This window comes from Citrobacter sp. Ct235 (assembly GCF_030332305.1).
Taxonomy (GTDB): domain Bacteria; phylum Pseudomonadota; class Gammaproteobacteria; order Enterobacterales; family Enterobacteriaceae; genus Citrobacter_A; species Citrobacter_A telavivensis.
Window position 1 is genome coordinate 406103 of the sequence record NZ_JAOWIC010000041.1, and the last position, 15900, is coordinate 422002.

15 protein-coding genes and 1 other annotated feature are annotated in these 15900 nt (G+C 53.4%); of the genes, 3 read left to right on the forward strand and 12 right to left on the reverse strand.

Annotated features, from left to right (window positions below):
* Positions 1–69 precede the first annotated feature (69 nt).
* Positions 70–1392 (reverse strand): 6-phospho-alpha-glucosidase, encoded by a 1323-nt coding sequence (locus OGY35_RS08680; RefSeq protein ID WP_178826130.1) that lies wholly within the window; start codon positions 1390–1392, stop codon positions 70–72.
* Positions 1389–3011 (reverse strand): alpha-glucoside-specific PTS transporter subunit IIBC, encoded by a 1623-nt coding sequence (locus OGY35_RS08685; protein WP_152400786.1) that lies wholly within the window; start codon positions 3009–3011, stop codon positions 1389–1391. Before OGY35_RS08685 ends, OGY35_RS08680 begins: the two co-directional genes overlap by 4 nt.
* Before the next feature lie 222 nt (positions 3012–3233).
* Here OGY35_RS08685 and OGY35_RS08690 point away from each other — a divergent pair, with 222 nt between their 5' ends.
* The gene (locus tag OGY35_RS08690) at positions 3234–3950 is read left to right on the forward strand and encodes a GntR family transcriptional regulator (protein WP_152406223.1); all 717 of its coding nucleotides are present in this window, start codon (positions 3234–3236) and stop codon (positions 3948–3950) included.
* A 2-nt stretch (positions 3951–3952) separates the two neighbouring features.
* On the opposite strand, the gene OGY35_RS08695 is transcribed toward OGY35_RS08690, so the two are convergent.
* The 3 genes from OGY35_RS08695 to ibpA form a co-directional block, all read right to left on the reverse strand.
* Positions 3953–5614, reverse strand: coding sequence for a putative transporter (locus tag OGY35_RS08695; RefSeq protein ID WP_152400788.1), 1662 nt, complete (start codon positions 5612–5614; stop codon positions 3953–3955).
* A 262-nt stretch (positions 5615–5876) separates the two neighbouring features.
* Positions 5877–6305: a small heat shock chaperone IbpB gene (ibpB, locus tag OGY35_RS08700; RefSeq protein WP_061075832.1), complete on the reverse strand. Its 429-nt coding sequence runs from the start codon at positions 6303–6305 to the stop codon at positions 5877–5879.
* Positions 6306–6415: 110 nt separating this feature from the next.
* Complete coding sequence (gene ibpA / locus OGY35_RS08705) at positions 6416–6829, reverse strand: small heat shock chaperone IbpA (protein WP_006687722.1); 414 nt, start codon at positions 6827–6829, stop codon at positions 6416–6418.
* Positions 6823–6897, reverse strand: a sequence feature (ROSE (Repression Of Heat Shock gene Expression) occurs in the 5'-region of heat shock genes and acts as an RNA thermometer to modulate expression.). (Overlaps the previous gene by 7 nt.)
* Before the next feature lie 241 nt (positions 6898–7138).
* Between ibpA and OGY35_RS08710 the strand changes: the two genes are divergently transcribed.
* Complete coding sequence (locus tag OGY35_RS08710; RefSeq protein WP_152400793.1) at positions 7139–7471, forward strand: YceK/YidQ family lipoprotein; 333 nt, start codon at positions 7139–7141, stop codon at positions 7469–7471.
* On the opposite strand, the gene OGY35_RS08715 is transcribed toward OGY35_RS08710, so the two are convergent.
* Positions 7472–8698: a YidR family protein gene (locus tag OGY35_RS08715; protein WP_286632032.1), complete on the reverse strand. Its 1227-nt coding sequence runs from the start codon at positions 8696–8698 to the stop codon at positions 7472–7474.
* 99 nt (positions 8699–8797) lie between these two features.
* On the opposite strand from OGY35_RS08715, the gene cbrA reads away from it, so the two are divergent.
* Positions 8798–9904, forward strand: a complete 1107-nt coding sequence (gene cbrA / locus OGY35_RS08720; protein WP_152400796.1) for a colicin M resistance lipid reductase CbrA — start codon at positions 8798–8800, stop codon at positions 9902–9904.
* Here the strand turns inward: cbrA and OGY35_RS08725 are convergent.
* The 6 genes from OGY35_RS08725 to yidA all read right to left on the reverse strand — a co-directional run bounded on the left by OGY35_RS08725 (position 9901) and on the right by yidA (position 15791).
* Positions 9901–11238: an MFS transporter gene (locus OGY35_RS08725; RefSeq protein ID WP_152400798.1), complete on the reverse strand. Its 1338-nt coding sequence runs from the start codon at positions 11236–11238 to the stop codon at positions 9901–9903. The two genes, cbrA and OGY35_RS08725, sit on opposite strands and share 4 nt — an antisense overlap.
* Before the next feature lie 181 nt (positions 11239–11419).
* Positions 11420–12568, reverse strand: a complete 1149-nt coding sequence (dgoD, locus tag OGY35_RS08730) for a galactonate dehydratase (protein WP_286632033.1) — start codon at positions 12566–12568, stop codon at positions 11420–11422.
* The gene (locus tag OGY35_RS08735) at positions 12565–13182 is read right to left on the reverse strand and encodes a 2-dehydro-3-deoxy-6-phosphogalactonate aldolase (RefSeq protein ID WP_286632035.1); all 618 of its coding nucleotides are present in this window, start codon (positions 13180–13182) and stop codon (positions 12565–12567) included. Before OGY35_RS08735 ends, dgoD begins: the two co-directional genes overlap by 4 nt.
* Complete coding sequence (locus OGY35_RS08740) at positions 13166–14044, reverse strand: 2-dehydro-3-deoxygalactonokinase (RefSeq protein ID WP_178827881.1); 879 nt, start codon at positions 14042–14044, stop codon at positions 13166–13168. The genes OGY35_RS08735 and OGY35_RS08740 overlap by 17 nt, the downstream gene beginning before the upstream one ends.
* Positions 14041–14730 carry a D-galactonate utilization transcriptional regulator DgoR gene (gene dgoR / locus OGY35_RS08745; protein WP_042323516.1) on the reverse strand — a complete coding sequence of 230 codons (690 nt, stop codon included), beginning with the start codon at positions 14728–14730 and terminating at the stop codon, positions 14041–14043. Before dgoR ends, OGY35_RS08740 begins: the two co-directional genes overlap by 4 nt.
* Positions 14731–14978: 248 nt before the next feature.
* Complete coding sequence (yidA, locus tag OGY35_RS08750) at positions 14979–15791, reverse strand: sugar-phosphatase (RefSeq protein ID WP_286632037.1); 813 nt, start codon at positions 15789–15791, stop codon at positions 14979–14981.
* Positions 15792–15900: the final 109 nt, after the last annotated feature.

Here is a 15900-nt window from a genome sequence, read left to right on the forward strand (position 1 = left end):
GCAGGTTCCAGAATAGCCTAAATCGACAAGAACGAGGAGACCGGCATCGTCCGATGCCGGTCAGGAGGTTTAATGTAATTCCGGCCAGTAGCCTTTATTTGCCTCAATTAAATCATCGAGAATGACTTTCGCCACAGACGCGCTGGGTACCGTTTTAGATAAGGTGATCGCCTGCCAGAGCTTCTGGTAAGAACGTTGTTCCCAGGCATCCACCACCAGTTTTTCAACCGCCACCTGCTGACTCATAAGCCCTTTCTGGAAGTGCGGAATATCGCCTACGGTTAACGGTTCCGGGCCGTTATGTCCCACCAGGCATGGAATTTCTACCATTGCCGTCTCATCAAAGTTATGAATTGCCCCATTGTTCGGCACAATCAGTAGCATCCGCTCCTGAGTATTAAAAGCGATAGCTGCCGCCAGATCGACAATGTAGGAAGCATGTTCATCAATCTCCAACTCACCCGCTGAAGAGTCACCGGCATTGATAATCGCCCGACAGGCGCTGAAGACATGCTTCTCACGGTGATCCATCACTTCGTTGGCGCGGGTGCGTTCCGGGTTGGAATGCGCCACCACATAGTCCGGGAAGAGATAATATTTCAGGTACGTGTTCGGCATCGTTTGCGGATCGAGCGCCTGCACATCTTTGGCTTTGGCAAACGTGTCATTCCAGCTTGCTTCGGTATGTACATCGTCAGAAGGCGGCACATAGCCATTTTTCGCCACATATTCACGTAATTTTGGCATCAGATCGTTTCCGTTCAGATCTTCAATCGACGTCCACCAGCCAAAATGGTTCAGACCATAGTAACGAACACGCATCTGTTTACGATCTTTAAGCCCAACAATCTGCGCCATGCGCCCTTCAATCCCGATCGGCATATCGCAGATATTGAGAATTTTGGCATTCGGTCGTAAGCGACGGGTCGCTTCCGCCACAATCGCTGCCGGGTTGGAGTAGTTCAGCATCCAGGCATTGGGCGAGTATTTTTCCATATAGTCCACCAGTTCCAGCACGCCGCCGATTGAACGCATGCCATAGGCGATCCCTCCGGGCCCACACGTTTCCTGACCCAATACGCCATGACGCAACGGGATTTTTTCGTCTTTTTCGCGCATCGGGTATTTCCCTACGCGAATGTGCGCCATCACGAAATCCACATCGGTAAAGGCGGCTTCGGGATCGGTGGTGTAACTAAACGCGATCTCCGGTGCCTGCTCTTTGAGAATGATTTTGCACGCCTCGGCAATGACCTCCTGACGCACCCCGTCATTGTCATAGAATTTCAGCGAACGCAGGGGAAACCTGTCCTGATTTGCCAGCAACATCAGTACGATACCTGGCGTAAAAGTACTCCCGCCGCCCGCGATTACCACCGAGAATTTTTTCATGATACTGCCTCCGTCATGGGGATATGTTCGTTTGATAAAGAAGATTTCATTAGCGTTTCGAGCTGGTCACGAACCTGAGGAACATGCAGGCCGACAATCACCTGAATACCGTTACCGCGACGCACAACACCGTGTGCGCCGAGCGCTTTGAAGACGTCATCACTTTGAGTTTTTGCCATGTCAATCAGTGCGATACGTAACCGGGTGGCACAGTTGTTAATACTTTCAATGTTGGCTGCGCCACCGAGCGCCTGTAGCAAACCGGCAGCCTGACCCAATGGGTTATCCGAAGCGGCCGCGGCGCTGGTTTTACCGCGCGCGGCCTGGTAATCCGCTTTGCTGTAGAGTTTGATCTCGCTCTCTTCACGACCCGGCGTTTTCAGATTGAAACGCAGGATCAGCGCACGAAAGATGACGAAGTAGAGGGCCGTAAAACAGATGCCAACGGCAATCTGGATAAACATCATTGACGCATGGTTATGGAACATCGGTATCCAGTTCTGTGGCAGGAACTGATCCAACAGACCACCACCAAAGTTGCCCACCACGCCGCACATGTACATGACTGTCGCCATCGAGGCTGCCAGCACCGCGTGCACGGCAAAAAGTAACGGCGAGATAAACAGGAAGGTAAATTCCAGTGGTTCGGTAATCCCCACCAGCATGGCTGTTAGCGTCGCAGGGATAAGTAAACCGGCCACTTTTACACGGTTTTCTGGGGTGGCGGTAAAGTAGAGCGCCAGCGCAATCCCTACTGAACCAAAGACTTTAGAATTACCGTGTAGCGCAAAGCCACCTTCCGGGAACAGGGTTTTCAGCGGTTCAGTACTCTGACTGAATTCCTGCAAATGCTGAGCCCAGTAGACCTGAATGCCGCTTTCCACCACTGCCGGACCAAAAATGAACGGACCATAGACAAAGTGGTGTAAACCAGTTGGGATAAGGATGCGTTCGAGGAAAATATAGACCCATACACCAAGGGCTCCGGCAGAACGTAAAAACGCCTGCAGTGATTCGATGCCCATTTGTACTTTTGGCCACCCCAGTAGAGTTAGCCAGGCGCAGGGAATCATCACCAGAAAAGCAATGATGACGACAAATGAGGTTCCCTGGAAAATCCCCAGAAATACAGGCAGTGGTTTATCAAAAAAACGGTTATGGAGCGCGGTGACAATACCTGAAATGGCAATAGCGCCAATAATGCTGGTATCAAGCGTTTTAATCCCGGCCATCATGGTCAAACCGCTACCCGCTGTCGGGTCTACACTAAAATCGACACCAAAAAAATGGCCCCAGGTCATCCCCATCGCATTGATAAAGTAATTCCATGTCAGGAAGCTGACCAGTACTGCGAGGCAGGCACGTCCCTGGGCCTGTTTTGCCAGACCAATAGGCAAACCGACGGCGAAAATCAACGGCATATTGCGGAACACCGCCCATCCGCCTTCTTCAATAATGGTGACGATTTGTGCAAAAAGACTGTTGGGATCGGTGAGCGCTTCCCCCACAAAAAGTGGGTTACGGAGCATGATTGCAATACCCACCACAATACCGGCAAAAGGAAAGAGCAGTACCGGGGTGAACATCGCGCCACCAAAGCGTTGTATTTGACTGAGCATTTTCACATCCTCATATAACAACCAGTAGGGAGAGGCCTTTTTTGTAGTGATTGCTGGCCTGACACGAGAATAGAAAGTTGCGATCCTCAGGACATGACATGCCGCGACGATTCGTGATCGCTTTCATGGTTTTAATTTCATCAATGAGGTCTACTTTTTAAATAAAAATTAGACATCTGAGCGTTTTGACTACGATGTTTAAAGGGAAAAAGAGGTCTGGTGGTGATCTATAAATCGATAGCAGAACGACTACGAATTCGCTTAAATTCTTCTGATTACAACATCGGAAGTCCGTTGCCGGGTGAAAAAAAGCTCGCCGTCGAGTTTGCGGTCTCGCGAATGACGATCCGTAAAGCGATTGACGTGCTGGTGGAGTGGGGTTTAGTCGTGCGCCGTCACGGTAGCGGAACCTACGTGGCGCGCAAAGATGTCCATCATGAAACCTCCAACCTGACCGGGCTGGCGGAAGTACTGAAGCGACAGGGGAAAGAGGTGACCAGTCAGGTGCTGGTTTTCGAAGTCATGCCTGCGCCACCGGCGATTGCCAGCCAGCTACGCATTCAGATAAACGAACGCATCTATTTTTCACGCCGCGTACGCTATGTTGAGGGTAAGCCCTTAATGCTGGAAGACAGTTATATGCCGGTAAAACTCTTTCGCAATCTTTCACTTGCCCATCTTGAGGGATCAAAATTCGATTACATTGAGAAAGAGTGTGGGATCACGATCAGCGGTAATTATGAAAGTCTGTCACCTGTACTTGCGGATAAACAGCTTTCAACCCAAATGAATGTGCCGGAGCAGACACCGCTGTTACGGATTACGTCACTGTCATACAGCGATAGCGGAGAGTTTTTGAATTATTCGGTGATGTTCAGAAACGCCAGCGAGTATCAGGTGGACTACCATTTACGGCGCGTCCACCCGGACTCAGCCTGAGATTAGCCCATTCCCCAGAAAATCACCGCCAGCAACTGCGGGGTGATAATGCGCAGGAACATCACCAACGGATACACCGTCGCATACGACAGCGCCGCCGCGCCGCTGGTGGCATGCAGGTTATTAGCAAATGCCAGCGCCGGCGGATCGGTCATCGAACCGGCCAACATCCCGCACAGCGTCAGGTAGTTCATTTTGGCGAAAATACGAGCCAGTAAACCGACGGTGATAAGCGGTATAGCAGTAATAAAAATACCGTAGCCCACCCAGCTCAGACCATCCCCCCGGGTCAGCGTATCGATAAAGTCACCACCCGATTTCAGTCCCACCACGGCAAGGAACAGCACAATTCCCAGTTCACGTAACGCCAGGTTCGCGCTCGGCGGCATAAACCAGTACAGCTTACCAATGCTACCAATACGCCCCAGAATCAATGCCATAATCAGCGGCCCGCCCGCCAGGCCCAGCTTTAACGCCACCGGGAAGCCGGGAACAAAGAGCGGAATGGATCCAAGCAGCACCCCCAGACCGATACCGATGAACACCGGCAGCATCTGCACCTGCTGCAGTTTTTGCTGGGCGTTACCCACAACATTGGCAACCGCATCAATCGAGGTCGGTCGTCCCACCAGATTGAGGATGTCACCAAACTGCAGACTGGCATCGCTACTGGCGACCAGTTCAACGCCCGCACGGTTCAGTCGAGAAATCACCACGTCGTAACGCTCTTTAAAGTGCAAATCGCGGATACGTTTGCCGAGCACTTTTTCGTTGGTGACCACGACGCGTTCGACGCGCAAATCAGTTCCCCGAGTCGACAGTGACGTATCCACCTCCTGACCAATCACCAGTTGCGCGTTGTGCAGATCGCCCGGTTGCCCCACCAGGTGCAAAAGGTCGCCCATCTGGATCACGGTTCCCGGCGACGGCACCATCAGCGTCTCTTCACGCTTCAGTCGTGAACAGATAATTTTATCGCTGTTGAGGATAGGCACATCCTGAATCGCCATATTGTTCAGGTTGGGGTTCTCAACGCGGATATTGATAGTCTGAATCAACGAATGCCCGTTAGTGAGCGTCGATTCATGCTCCCGCGCTTCTGCTTCCACATTCACACGAAATATCATTCGCATCAGCCACATGGTCAGCAAAATACCGCAAATCCCAAATGGATACGCCATCGCGTAGCTCATCCCCATCTGGTCAACCAGTTCCATTGGTGTGCCCAGATCGCGCAGGATTTGTTGTCCGGCACCCAGTGCCGGGGTATTGGTGACCGCACCGGAGAAAATCCCCAGCACCACCGGCAGCGGAATGGCGAAAACTTTATGCAGGATTGCGGTGACCAGCCCACCCATGATGACGATCAGAATCGCAAACAGGTTGAGACGCAGGCCAGAAACCCGCAACGAGGCAAAGAACCCAGGTCCAACCTGAATCCCAATGGTGTAAACAAAAAGAATCAGGCCAAATTCCTGGATGAAGTGCAGCATATCACCGCTCAGCGTCACCCCAGCCTGATCAACGAAGTGGCCGACGATGATACCGCCGAATAACACGCCGCCGATGCCAAAGCCGACACCCCGCACCTTGATATTGCCGATCCATAATCCGACAACCGCCACCAACGCCAGAACGCTGACCGTCAATGCTATATCACTCATTTTTTTGTTCCCTGTGAATAACATTTCTATTTAAGTGGATTATGACTGAACCGTTCAGGCATATATGCAGGCTGGCGCACATTCTGATGCTGAAACGACGCTAAAGCGCCCTTCTGATGGGCGTTCCCCCCCTTTTTCCTCATCAAAACCTGAAGTTGCTGAATGCTTTCTTCAGGCAATGGCATCACTACCCGAATCCGGTGTTGTCTTCGCGCACAAAAAAGCCCCGTCATTTCTGGCGGGGCAAAGGCAAGGAGTTAAATTAGCTATTTAATGCGGGGCGTTCGCTGATAGCGATACGTTGCGGTGCAACGGTTTCCGGGACATTACGGGTTAAATCGATATGCAACAACCCGTTGGTAAATGTCGCGCCGGAAACCTCCATGTTTTCAGCCAGGGTAAAGCTCAGGCTGAACGACTGGGTGACCAGTCCCTGATGCAACCATTTGGTCTCTTTTTCAGGCTGCTGCGGCGCGCCCTTAACGGTCAGGCGGGTGCCTTCCAACTGAATATCCAGGTCTTCCTGACGGAAACCAGCCAGCGCAAGCGTAATGCGATAGTGATTATCGTCACTTTTTTCAATGTTATAGGGTGGGAAGCTCTGGCTTTCACCGGTGTTTTGTAACGCGTTGGCCAGTTTGTCAAAACCGATCCATTGACGCAGCAGTGGGGATAAATCGTAGTTACGCATAATCATAATCTCCTTCTAAGAAGCGAGTGGTATCTGCAAATCCGTAGATTCGCATCGGCTCCCTGTCGGCAAGCCTGGGATAACAGGCCGCGCAGCGCGGCCCGACAGAATTAATTGATTTCGATACGGCGCGGTTTGTTCGCTTCCGGAATTACGCGCTCGAGATCGATGTACAGCAGACCATTGACCAGATTCGCGCCGCGAACATGGATGTTCTCAGCTAACTGGAACTTACGCTCAAAGTTGCGTTCCGCGATGCCCTGGTAAAGGTAAGTCCGTTCTTTTTGCTCGTCCGCATGCGCGCCTTTCACCACCAGCAGGTTGTCCTGTGCGGTAATTTCCAGCTCACTTTCTGCGAAACCGGCAACGGCAATGGCAATGCGGTAATGATTTTCGTCTACCAGCTCAACGTTATACGGAGGGTAGCCGCCATTACTCTGGCTCTGGTTGTTTTCCAGCAGGTTAAACAGGCGGTCGAAACCAATAGCAGAACGGTACAGCGGGGATAAATCAAAGTTACGCATAATCAATAGCTCCTGAAATCAGCGAGAATGTCATTGACCTTCCATCATGGACAGGCCGGGTAGTCAGAACACCCATCAGGCGTGTTCTTCATTTGTCTACACCATCAAAATGGGTCTGATTGCGAACTTTTCAAGCATCCCTGGCGGACTTTTTTTGCAGTTTGCTGTCTATTGCATAGACTGGGTGGGAGAGCACTAAAGGTTAAAGTGCGATAGCCGCCACAGTGCGACGTGATGAGGATGTTATTTCTGGCAAGGGATCGCTATAACTCATCAGGCAAACACCGATGATCAACAGATGAATAAATCATGATAAGAAATGTGTTGTTAACGCTGATGATGTGCAGTGGGATGGTTTTACTGAGTGGTTGCTCCAGCGTAATGTCACATACCGGTGGTAAAGAGGGAACTTATCCTGGCACCCGCGCCAGCGCCGCTATGATAGGGGATGACGATACCAATTGGGGTACTAAATCGCTGGCCATACTGGACATGCCCTTTACTGCAGTAATGGACACACTCCTGTTGCCGTGGGATCTGTTCCGCAAAGATAATTCGGTCAGATCGCGTGTCGAAAGAAGCGAGGAGAGAACACAGATAACCAACTCCGTAATCCCTCCTGCGAAAATGCCCGCCCCCTGATTACCGCCCGGTTTCTGTCATCCACAACTGACGGAAACCGTCTACCTCTTCCATCCACGCGACAAATCGACCATCAGGCGAGAAAACCACGGCATCCGCTGAGGGCGGGGTACCGTGGTTCTGCGTTAAAAACGTAATGTCTCCAGTGTGCGCATCGCAGCAGGCAATGCGATTATCCAGCACAAATCCCAGCCATTTCCCTGTCGGATGCCAGTTGAACGCGGACTGAATACCCGTAGCGTGATGGGTCAACTGGCGGGGTTCACCGCCCTGAGTTGAAATCAACCACAGTTGCACAATACCCACGTCATCGCGCATCAGAAACGCAATCTCCGTCGCCTGCGGATTACAGCGCACCCAGTGGCGCGGGACAGTCGTCAGCCCGGGGAAGCGGCGTGCATGGGTAAACGTCAGTCGACGCTGGACAACACCGCGTGGCGGAGAGGGCAGGGTTGCGTCGGTGCCTTCCAGGGGAGCCTCTCCGGGCGTTTTCCAGCCCGCCTCATCCTGCGGGAGTTCTACCAGAAACAGTTCAGGCACTTTCTCGCCGTTTTCAGACAGCGTGTCGCCGATAAACGCCAGCGCATGATTCCCCACCCAGCCCTCTTCATAGGCGCGAGAGATCTCATCGCTGCCCGGCGTGGGTTCGGGCGTCGTCTGGCTGACCAGCACGCACCAGTGACTGCCGCTGTACTCTCTTGGGTGCTGCGCCGATACCGTTACCGGTCCATAAGGCACTGCGACGCCAACGTTACGTAAATCCAGCGCCAGATCGCGTTCATGCATCACATGGTCGTTGTAGGTAAAGCTGACGAACTCGCCATTCGGGCTGAAAACGTGAACATGACTGCCGCCGCGCAGTGCACCCGGCGTGTAGGGCGAAGTGATATCCATCGCGTCCAGATTTGTCACTTCTCCCTGTTCGGCAATCACGCCGCGACGATGATGAAAGTCGTATTGCCACGTCGTGTCCGGGTTTTCAGGCCCATGAATAAATACATATTTCTCGGTCTGCGGATGCACGGTGACCACGCCGACGTGCGCCCCCAGCGTCGCGCGATAAATCACCTCCAGCTCACCGGTATGAACATTCACCCGTTCAATGGTTTCGCCGGTGAAAGAAGCCCCTGACGGACGGACGTCAAAAACCAGCCAGTGGCTGTCCGGCGTCCAGGTCCGGGTATTGGTAAGCTGATGATTACGCGGCGTAAAGGTGATTTGCTTCATGAGATGCTCGGGTCGAGAACAATTTCATCAATCATACTTCACAAGGACTTCACTTTCAGGCTTTAGCGTAGTGCCATCTTCATTTTTGCGGACAAAGAGATGGAACATTTCGACGTAGCGATTATCGGTCTCGGCCCGGCCGGCGCAGCGCTGGCGCGTAAATTGAGCGGCAGGATGCGCGTGCTTGCGCTGGATAAAAAACGGCAGTGCGGCAATGAGGGGTTCACCAAGCCCTGCGGCGGTTTACTGGCACCGGACGCGCAGCGTTCGTTTATTCGCGATGGGATCACGCTACCGGTGGACGTCATTGCCAACCCGCAGATTTTCAGCGTTAAAACGGTGGATGCCGACGCATCGTTGACGCGCAATTACCAGCGCAGCTACATCAATATCAACCGTCATGCCTTTGATTTATGGATGAAATCACTGATCCCGGATGAGGTACAGGTGTACCACGACAGCCTGTGTCGAAAAATCTGGCGAGAAGAGGGGAAGTGGCACGTGATTTTTCGTGCCGACGGTTGGGAGCAGCAGATTACCGCCCGTTATCTGGTGGGTGCCGACGGGGCAAATTCTCTGGTACGTCGCTATCTTTATCCGGACCATCAGATTCGTAAATATGTCGCCATCCAGCAGTGGTTCGCGGAACGTCATCCGGTCCCGTTTTACGCCTGCATTTTCGATAACGCCGCGACGGACTGTTACTCCTGGAGTATCAGTAAAGACGGTTATTTCATTTTTGGCGGCGCGTATCCCATGAAGGATGGCCAGGCGCGCTTCGAAGCGCTGAAAGAGAGAATGACTGCGTTTCAATTCCGCTTCGGCACACCGGTAAAAAGCGAGAAATGTACCGTGCTCTTTCCGTCGCGCTGGGCGGATTTCGTCTGCGGCGAAGAAAACGCGTTTCTGATTGGCGAGGCGGCCGGATTTATCAGCGCCAGTTCACTGGAAGGGATAAGCTACGCCCTGGATAGCGCGGAGATCCTCAAGTCCGTACTGATAAAAGATGCGCCGGAGATGAACCGCGCTTACCGGAAAGCCACCCGCAAACTGCGCTGCAAGCTATATGGCAAGATCCTGAAGAGTCGCTGTTTAACTGCGCCCATATTGCGAAACGCGATTATGCGAAGCGGTATCGCGCATATCCCGCTCAGTCAGGATGACCAGCCCACCGCAACGTCTGGTGGGCTGGCAAAGGAATATTAACCCACGCGTTTTACATCCCCCACCAACAAGATGTAAGAGAGTGCGCCAATCAGAGCAACGACAGAGATATAGACCAGCGCAGGGCCAAATCCGTAGTCTTGCGCGAGGTAGCCAATCACCAGCGGAACGGTAATCCCCCCCAGTCCGCCAACAAAGTTGAACACGCCTCCGGTCAGGCCAATGAGGCGCATTGGCGCCAGCGAAGAGACCAGCGACCAGGTGATGGAGGCAAACCCGTTGCCGAAGAACGCTATCGCCATCAGGGTCATAATCCACACCGGATCGTTGGTGTAATTTGCGCCCATAATACAGGTAGAGATTAACAGACCGCAGATAATCGGCGTTTTACGCGCCACGCCAAGGGAGAGGCCTTTTTTCACCAATTTATCCGCCAGCCATCCGGAAAGCAGCACGCCAAAGAATGCCGCCAGGAACGGAACGGTGGTCATAAAGCCCGCCTTCAGCGCGGTAATGCCTTTTTCCTGCGTCAGGTAGTTTGGGAACCACGTCAGGAAGAACCATAACGTAGAGGTGACGGCAAACTGGCCCAGATAAACGCCCACCAGCTTACGGTGAAACACCAGCTTCCAGTCTGCTTTGGTCAGCGGCTGACGCGCCTCTTTCTTAACGGGCGCATCGCCATCCACCAGGCCGCCGCCGTCACGAATATAGTCCAGTTCCGCTTTGGTGATACTTTTGGTCAGACGAGGCGGCTGATACACCTTAAACCAGACAAGTGACCAGATAATGCCGATCCCTCCGGTGACAATGAACACCCAGTGCCAGCTCAGCATCTCCTGAATCCAGATCAGCAGCGGTGTCAGGAACGCCAGGCCGACAAACTGTCCTGAAGTATAAAAACCCACGGCGGAAGCGCGTTCCTGTTCCGGGAACCAGCTCGTCACCATGCGGTTGTTCGTTGGGAATGCCGGGGCCTCGAATATCCCGGTAATCGCACGCAGACCAATCAACGACATCAACCCGGTAGCGAACCCCTGGAAGAGGGTTGCCACCGACCAGCCGAAGATCGCGATAAAATAGGTCAGACGGGAGCCGACGCGGTCAAGGAACCAGCCCCCCGGGATCTGGCATAGCGTATACAACCAGGCAAAGGCTGAGAACACGTAGCCCATTTCTGCTTTCGTAATGCCAAACTCTTCCTGAATATGCGCCGACGCCACCGCAAGGTTGGCGCGGTCGACATAACAGATGACCACGGTAATAAAGATCATAACCAGCGTCAGGTAACGGCGACGCCCTGTTTTTGCAGCAGTAACTGGAATATCCATCGCAATCTGTCTCCAGATTTTGGGCATAGCGAAGCCGCTCACCATGCCCTGTCATTTACAGAGGGTGTTTGTTTTATTTTTAAAATAAAAAAATTACGCTAATGCGCTAAATAATTCGTGCTGGGGGAAGGCGGCAAGTTTTCGCATCCCCGGGAGCATACAAAAGTATGTGACCGGGATAAGAAAACGCAGCCAACGCACCACCAGCGCGAAGTATGACGCGCATTTACCACTCCGCTACACTGCCGTCTTCATGACGCCACAGCGGATTACGCCAGTCCGGCGCATTTTTACTCAGCTCAATGACTTTGGCCTCATCAATATCCACGCCAAGTCCCGGCTTCATCAACGGTTTAAAGAACCCGCCTTCCATGTTGAAATCGTCTTTGTTTTTGACAAAGTCGAGCAGCTCCGCGCCCTTGTTATAGTGAATGCCCATGCTTTGTTCCTGGAACACCGCGTTGCGCGAAACAAAGTCGACGTGCAGACAGGCTGCCAGCGCGATAGGACCCAGCGGGCAGTGCGGAGCCAGCGCCACGTCATAGGCTTCCGCCATCGCGGCAATTTTGTAGCATTCCGTGATACCGCCAGCATGTGACAGGTCCGGCTGCAAAATCGCCAACCCACCCGCTTCCAGCACCCGTTTAAACTCGAAGCGCGAAAACATGCGTTCACCCGCGGCGATCGGAATATGGGTCTGCTCGGCCAGTTTCGGGTAGTACTCCGCCTGTTCCGCCAGTACCGGCTCTTCAATAAACAGCGGGCGATGGGGCTCCAGCTCTTTAATCAGCACTTTCGCCATTGGCGCGCTGACGCGGCCGTGGAAATCCAGACCAAACTCAATCTCGCTGCCAAAAGCCTCACGGATTTGCGCCACGGTATTCACCGCACGATCGACCGCCCGCGAGTTATCAATCACCCCCATCTCTTCGCAGCCGTTGAGCTTAAAGGTGTCAAAGCCGATATTGCGCAGTTGCTTAATGCCGTCGATCACTTCCGCAGGACGATCGCCGCCAACCCAGCTGTAGGCTTTGATTTTGTCGCGCACCAGGCCACCCATCAACTGCCAGACAGGGGCGTTCAGCACTTTGCCTTTGATGTCCCACAGCGCCTGGTCGATACCGGCGATGGCGCTCATCATAATCGGGCCACCGCGATAGAAGCCTGCGCGGTACATCACCTGCCACAAATCGTTAATACGCGCCGGGTCCTGACCAATCAGGTAATCACCCAGTTCATGTACCGCCGCTTCAACGGTACGCGCGCGGCCTTCAATCACCGGCTCGCCCCAGCCAACGACGCCTTCGTCGGTTTCAATTTTCAGGAACATCCAACGCGGAGGTAAACGGTACGTGGTGAGTTTGGTTATTTTCATTTCACTGCCTCTCGATATGCCTTAACAAATGCCGCCGCCTGCTGTGCGGTGCGCGCTACTGACTGCCCGGCGCGATACAGATCGCTGCCCAGTCCCGCGCCCACACACCCGGCGTTTATCCACTGCGCCAGGTTTTCTGGCGTCACGCCGCCCACGGCGAAGACCGGAACGCTGGCGGGCAATACCGCTTTCAGCGCTTTGATGTAGTCTGGGCCGAAGGCCGATGACGGGAAAATTTTCAGCGCCTGCGCACCGGCGTCCAGCGCGGTAAAGGCCTCCGAGGCCGTCGCGCAGCCGGGACAGACGGTCATGCCGTTACTCACGGCACGACGAATGACTTCCGGCTGAATGTTCGGCGTAACGATCAGTTTGCAGCCCATTTTGGCGAGCCTATCAACCTGCTCTGGCTTTAAGACCGTACCTGCGCCAATCAGCGCTTTATCGCCATACGCGTCGACGACCGCCGGAATGCTTTTTTCCCACTGCGGCGAGTTGAGCGGAATTTCCACCGCGTCAAATCCGGCGTCGATCACCGCGCCAACGTGTGCGAGCGCCTCCTCGGGGGTTATACCGCGCAAAATCGCGATGAGAGGGAGATTAGTTTGCCACTGCATGAGCGATGCTCCTTATACCTGCCTGAAATGCCGTATCGCCGGACACAGCACAGACGTTACGCCCAATGGCGTGGAACGCCTGCTGGTAGCGTGACGTCAGCGCTGCACCTGCGACGAGAGTAATGGACTGCGACCCGGCGAATTGTTCACTCATGCTGGCGACTTCTGCACCAATCAACAGGCCGGAGAGAAATTCGCTGACCTGCTCACGCGGGAGAGTTCCCAGCACGTGCGAAGCGCGAACTTCAAAAAGTTGTGGCAGAACGGCAGGCGAGGCAAGACCGCGCTCAAGCCCTGAAGCAAAGGCCCCGGAGGAGGTTTGCTGTTCTGGCAAACCCGCGCCGACCAGAGAATGATTCAGCAGCAAATGGTGCAGTTCGCCCGTCATCACGGTGCGAAAATCATGGATTTGCTGCGCATCAGCCTGCACCCATTTACAGTGCGTTCCGGGCATCACATAGACAGAAGAAGGAGAAAGCGTGCGCGCGCCCAGAAGCTGTGTCTCTTCGCCGCGCATCACATTGTGGTTATCATCGCGTGAGACACACAAGCCGGGAATGATCCAGACATTGTCGCTAACGGCGGTTAACTGCTCACCAATGGCAGAGAAATGAGCAGGAACCGGCAGATACGGGGCAATCTTCCAGCCGACGTTGCTACCCACCATCCCTGCCATCACCACCGGTGTGGCGCTGTCGCGCCAGTGCTGTGTGACATCTGCTAACACCGCTTCGGGGGACCTGCCGTTCAGACGCGTAACGCCCGCTTCTGAATGCCTGCTTTCCAGGCATTTGTCGCCCTGGTAAAGCCAGGCGCGCAAATTGGTCGATCCCCAGTCAATAGCGATGTAGCGAGATGTCATGTGATTTCCTTCAACCTTCGTGTTGAGCTGGCGATCATGGTCAGGGCCGCCTGCTCTGCCGCATTGCTATCCTGATGCCGTATCGCATCGAATAGCGCCTTATGTTCCTGGAGCGTTTTTGGCATGTTGGCTTCATCGCCCATCCAGGTCCGTTCAAATACAGCTCGCTGAAGCGAGGTGATCGCCACGCTCAGCTGTTGTAAAACCGGGTTATGTACCGACTGCAATACCGCCTCGTGATAGCGGATATCCGCTTCATTAAAGGCCTCCCGGTCCTGGTTGTTGGCGATCATGTCATTGAGCGCCGATTCAATTTCAGCCAAATCACTCGAGGTCGCACGTTCCGCTGCCCAGCGAGCAATCGCGGGTTCCACCAGGTTTCGGACTTCGCTCATCGCGCTGATTAACCGCGGGTCGTAGTCGTTTTCCAGTACCCATTGCAGTACGTCGGTATCAAGGTAATTCCACTGATTCCGCGGTGTTACAAAGGCACCGCGATAACGTTTCATTTCTATCAGCCGCTTCGCCATCAACGAGCGAAACACTTCGCGAATGATGTTGCGTGAGGTTTCAAACTCCTCACACAGCTCCGCTTCCGCAGGGAGCGCCGCACCCGGTACGTACTTGCCGCTGACAATCTGTTTGCCCAGCGTGATGACAATGCGATCGGTTTTATTGAGAGTCATGGAGAGTCCTTGTGCTCTGGAAGGTCCCCTCTACTTTACCGTTATCGCTGAAATTCGCCTCAATTTTGTAGTACTAACGTGATGTCATTCGCCATTCCCTTGCGCACAATGTAGTACAACACAAATATGTTGTACTACAATTTAGATCACAAAAACGACAATCGGTAATAAAAATGTTATGAGGAGTAAACGACGGGGATAAAAAAACCCGCGATCAACGCGGGTTATGGCAAATCAACCGGGAGGAATTACTTCAGGACGTGCAGCTCAATGGCATACGCGACGCCATCTTCCAGATTCGATTTAGTGACAAAGTTAGCAACCTCTTTCACCGAGGGAATGGCATTATCCATAGCCACACCAAGACCAGCGTACTCGATCATCGCAATGTCGTTTTCCTGATCGCCAATCGCCATAATCTCCTCCGGTTTGATACCCAGCGCATCCGCCAGCGATTTCACACCAGTGCCTTTATTGACGCGTTTGTCGAGGATTTCGAGGAAGTACGGCGCACTTTTCAGCACGGTATACTTCTCTTTCACTTCCGCCGGAATACGGGCGATGGCCCGATCGAGGATCGCGGGTTCATCAATCATCATCACTTTCAGGAACTGCGTTTGCGGATCCATCTTCTCCGCTTCACAGAACACCAGAGGAATGGTCGCGACATAGGATTCATGCACGGTGTAGTAGCTGATATCGCGGTTCGCAGTATACAGCGTGGTACGATCCAGCGCGTGAAAGTGCGAACCCACCTCGCGGGAGAGTTTTTCCAGGTAGCGGTAGTCGTCATAGCTCAGCGCAGTTTGCGCAACGGTACTGCCATCACCAGCCTTCTGCACCAGCGCACCGTTGTAGGTGATACAGTAATCGCCGGGCTGCTCCATATGCAGTTCTTTCAGATAGCTGTGCACGCCAGCATACGGACGACCGGTGGTCAGCACCACGTTGACCCCTTTTTCACGGGCGGCGGCAATCGCACGTTTAACCGCGGGTGAAATGGTGTGATCGGGCAGCAGAAGAGTGCCATCCATATCGATAGCAATGAGTTTGATAGCCATGAATTCCCCGCATTAAATGAGTCCTGACTCATGCTAACGCGATTCCGCTCAAAAAACAGTAAAAGAGTCGGGGATAAAGGGGATAGGAAGGGGAATCAGGATTCCCCTT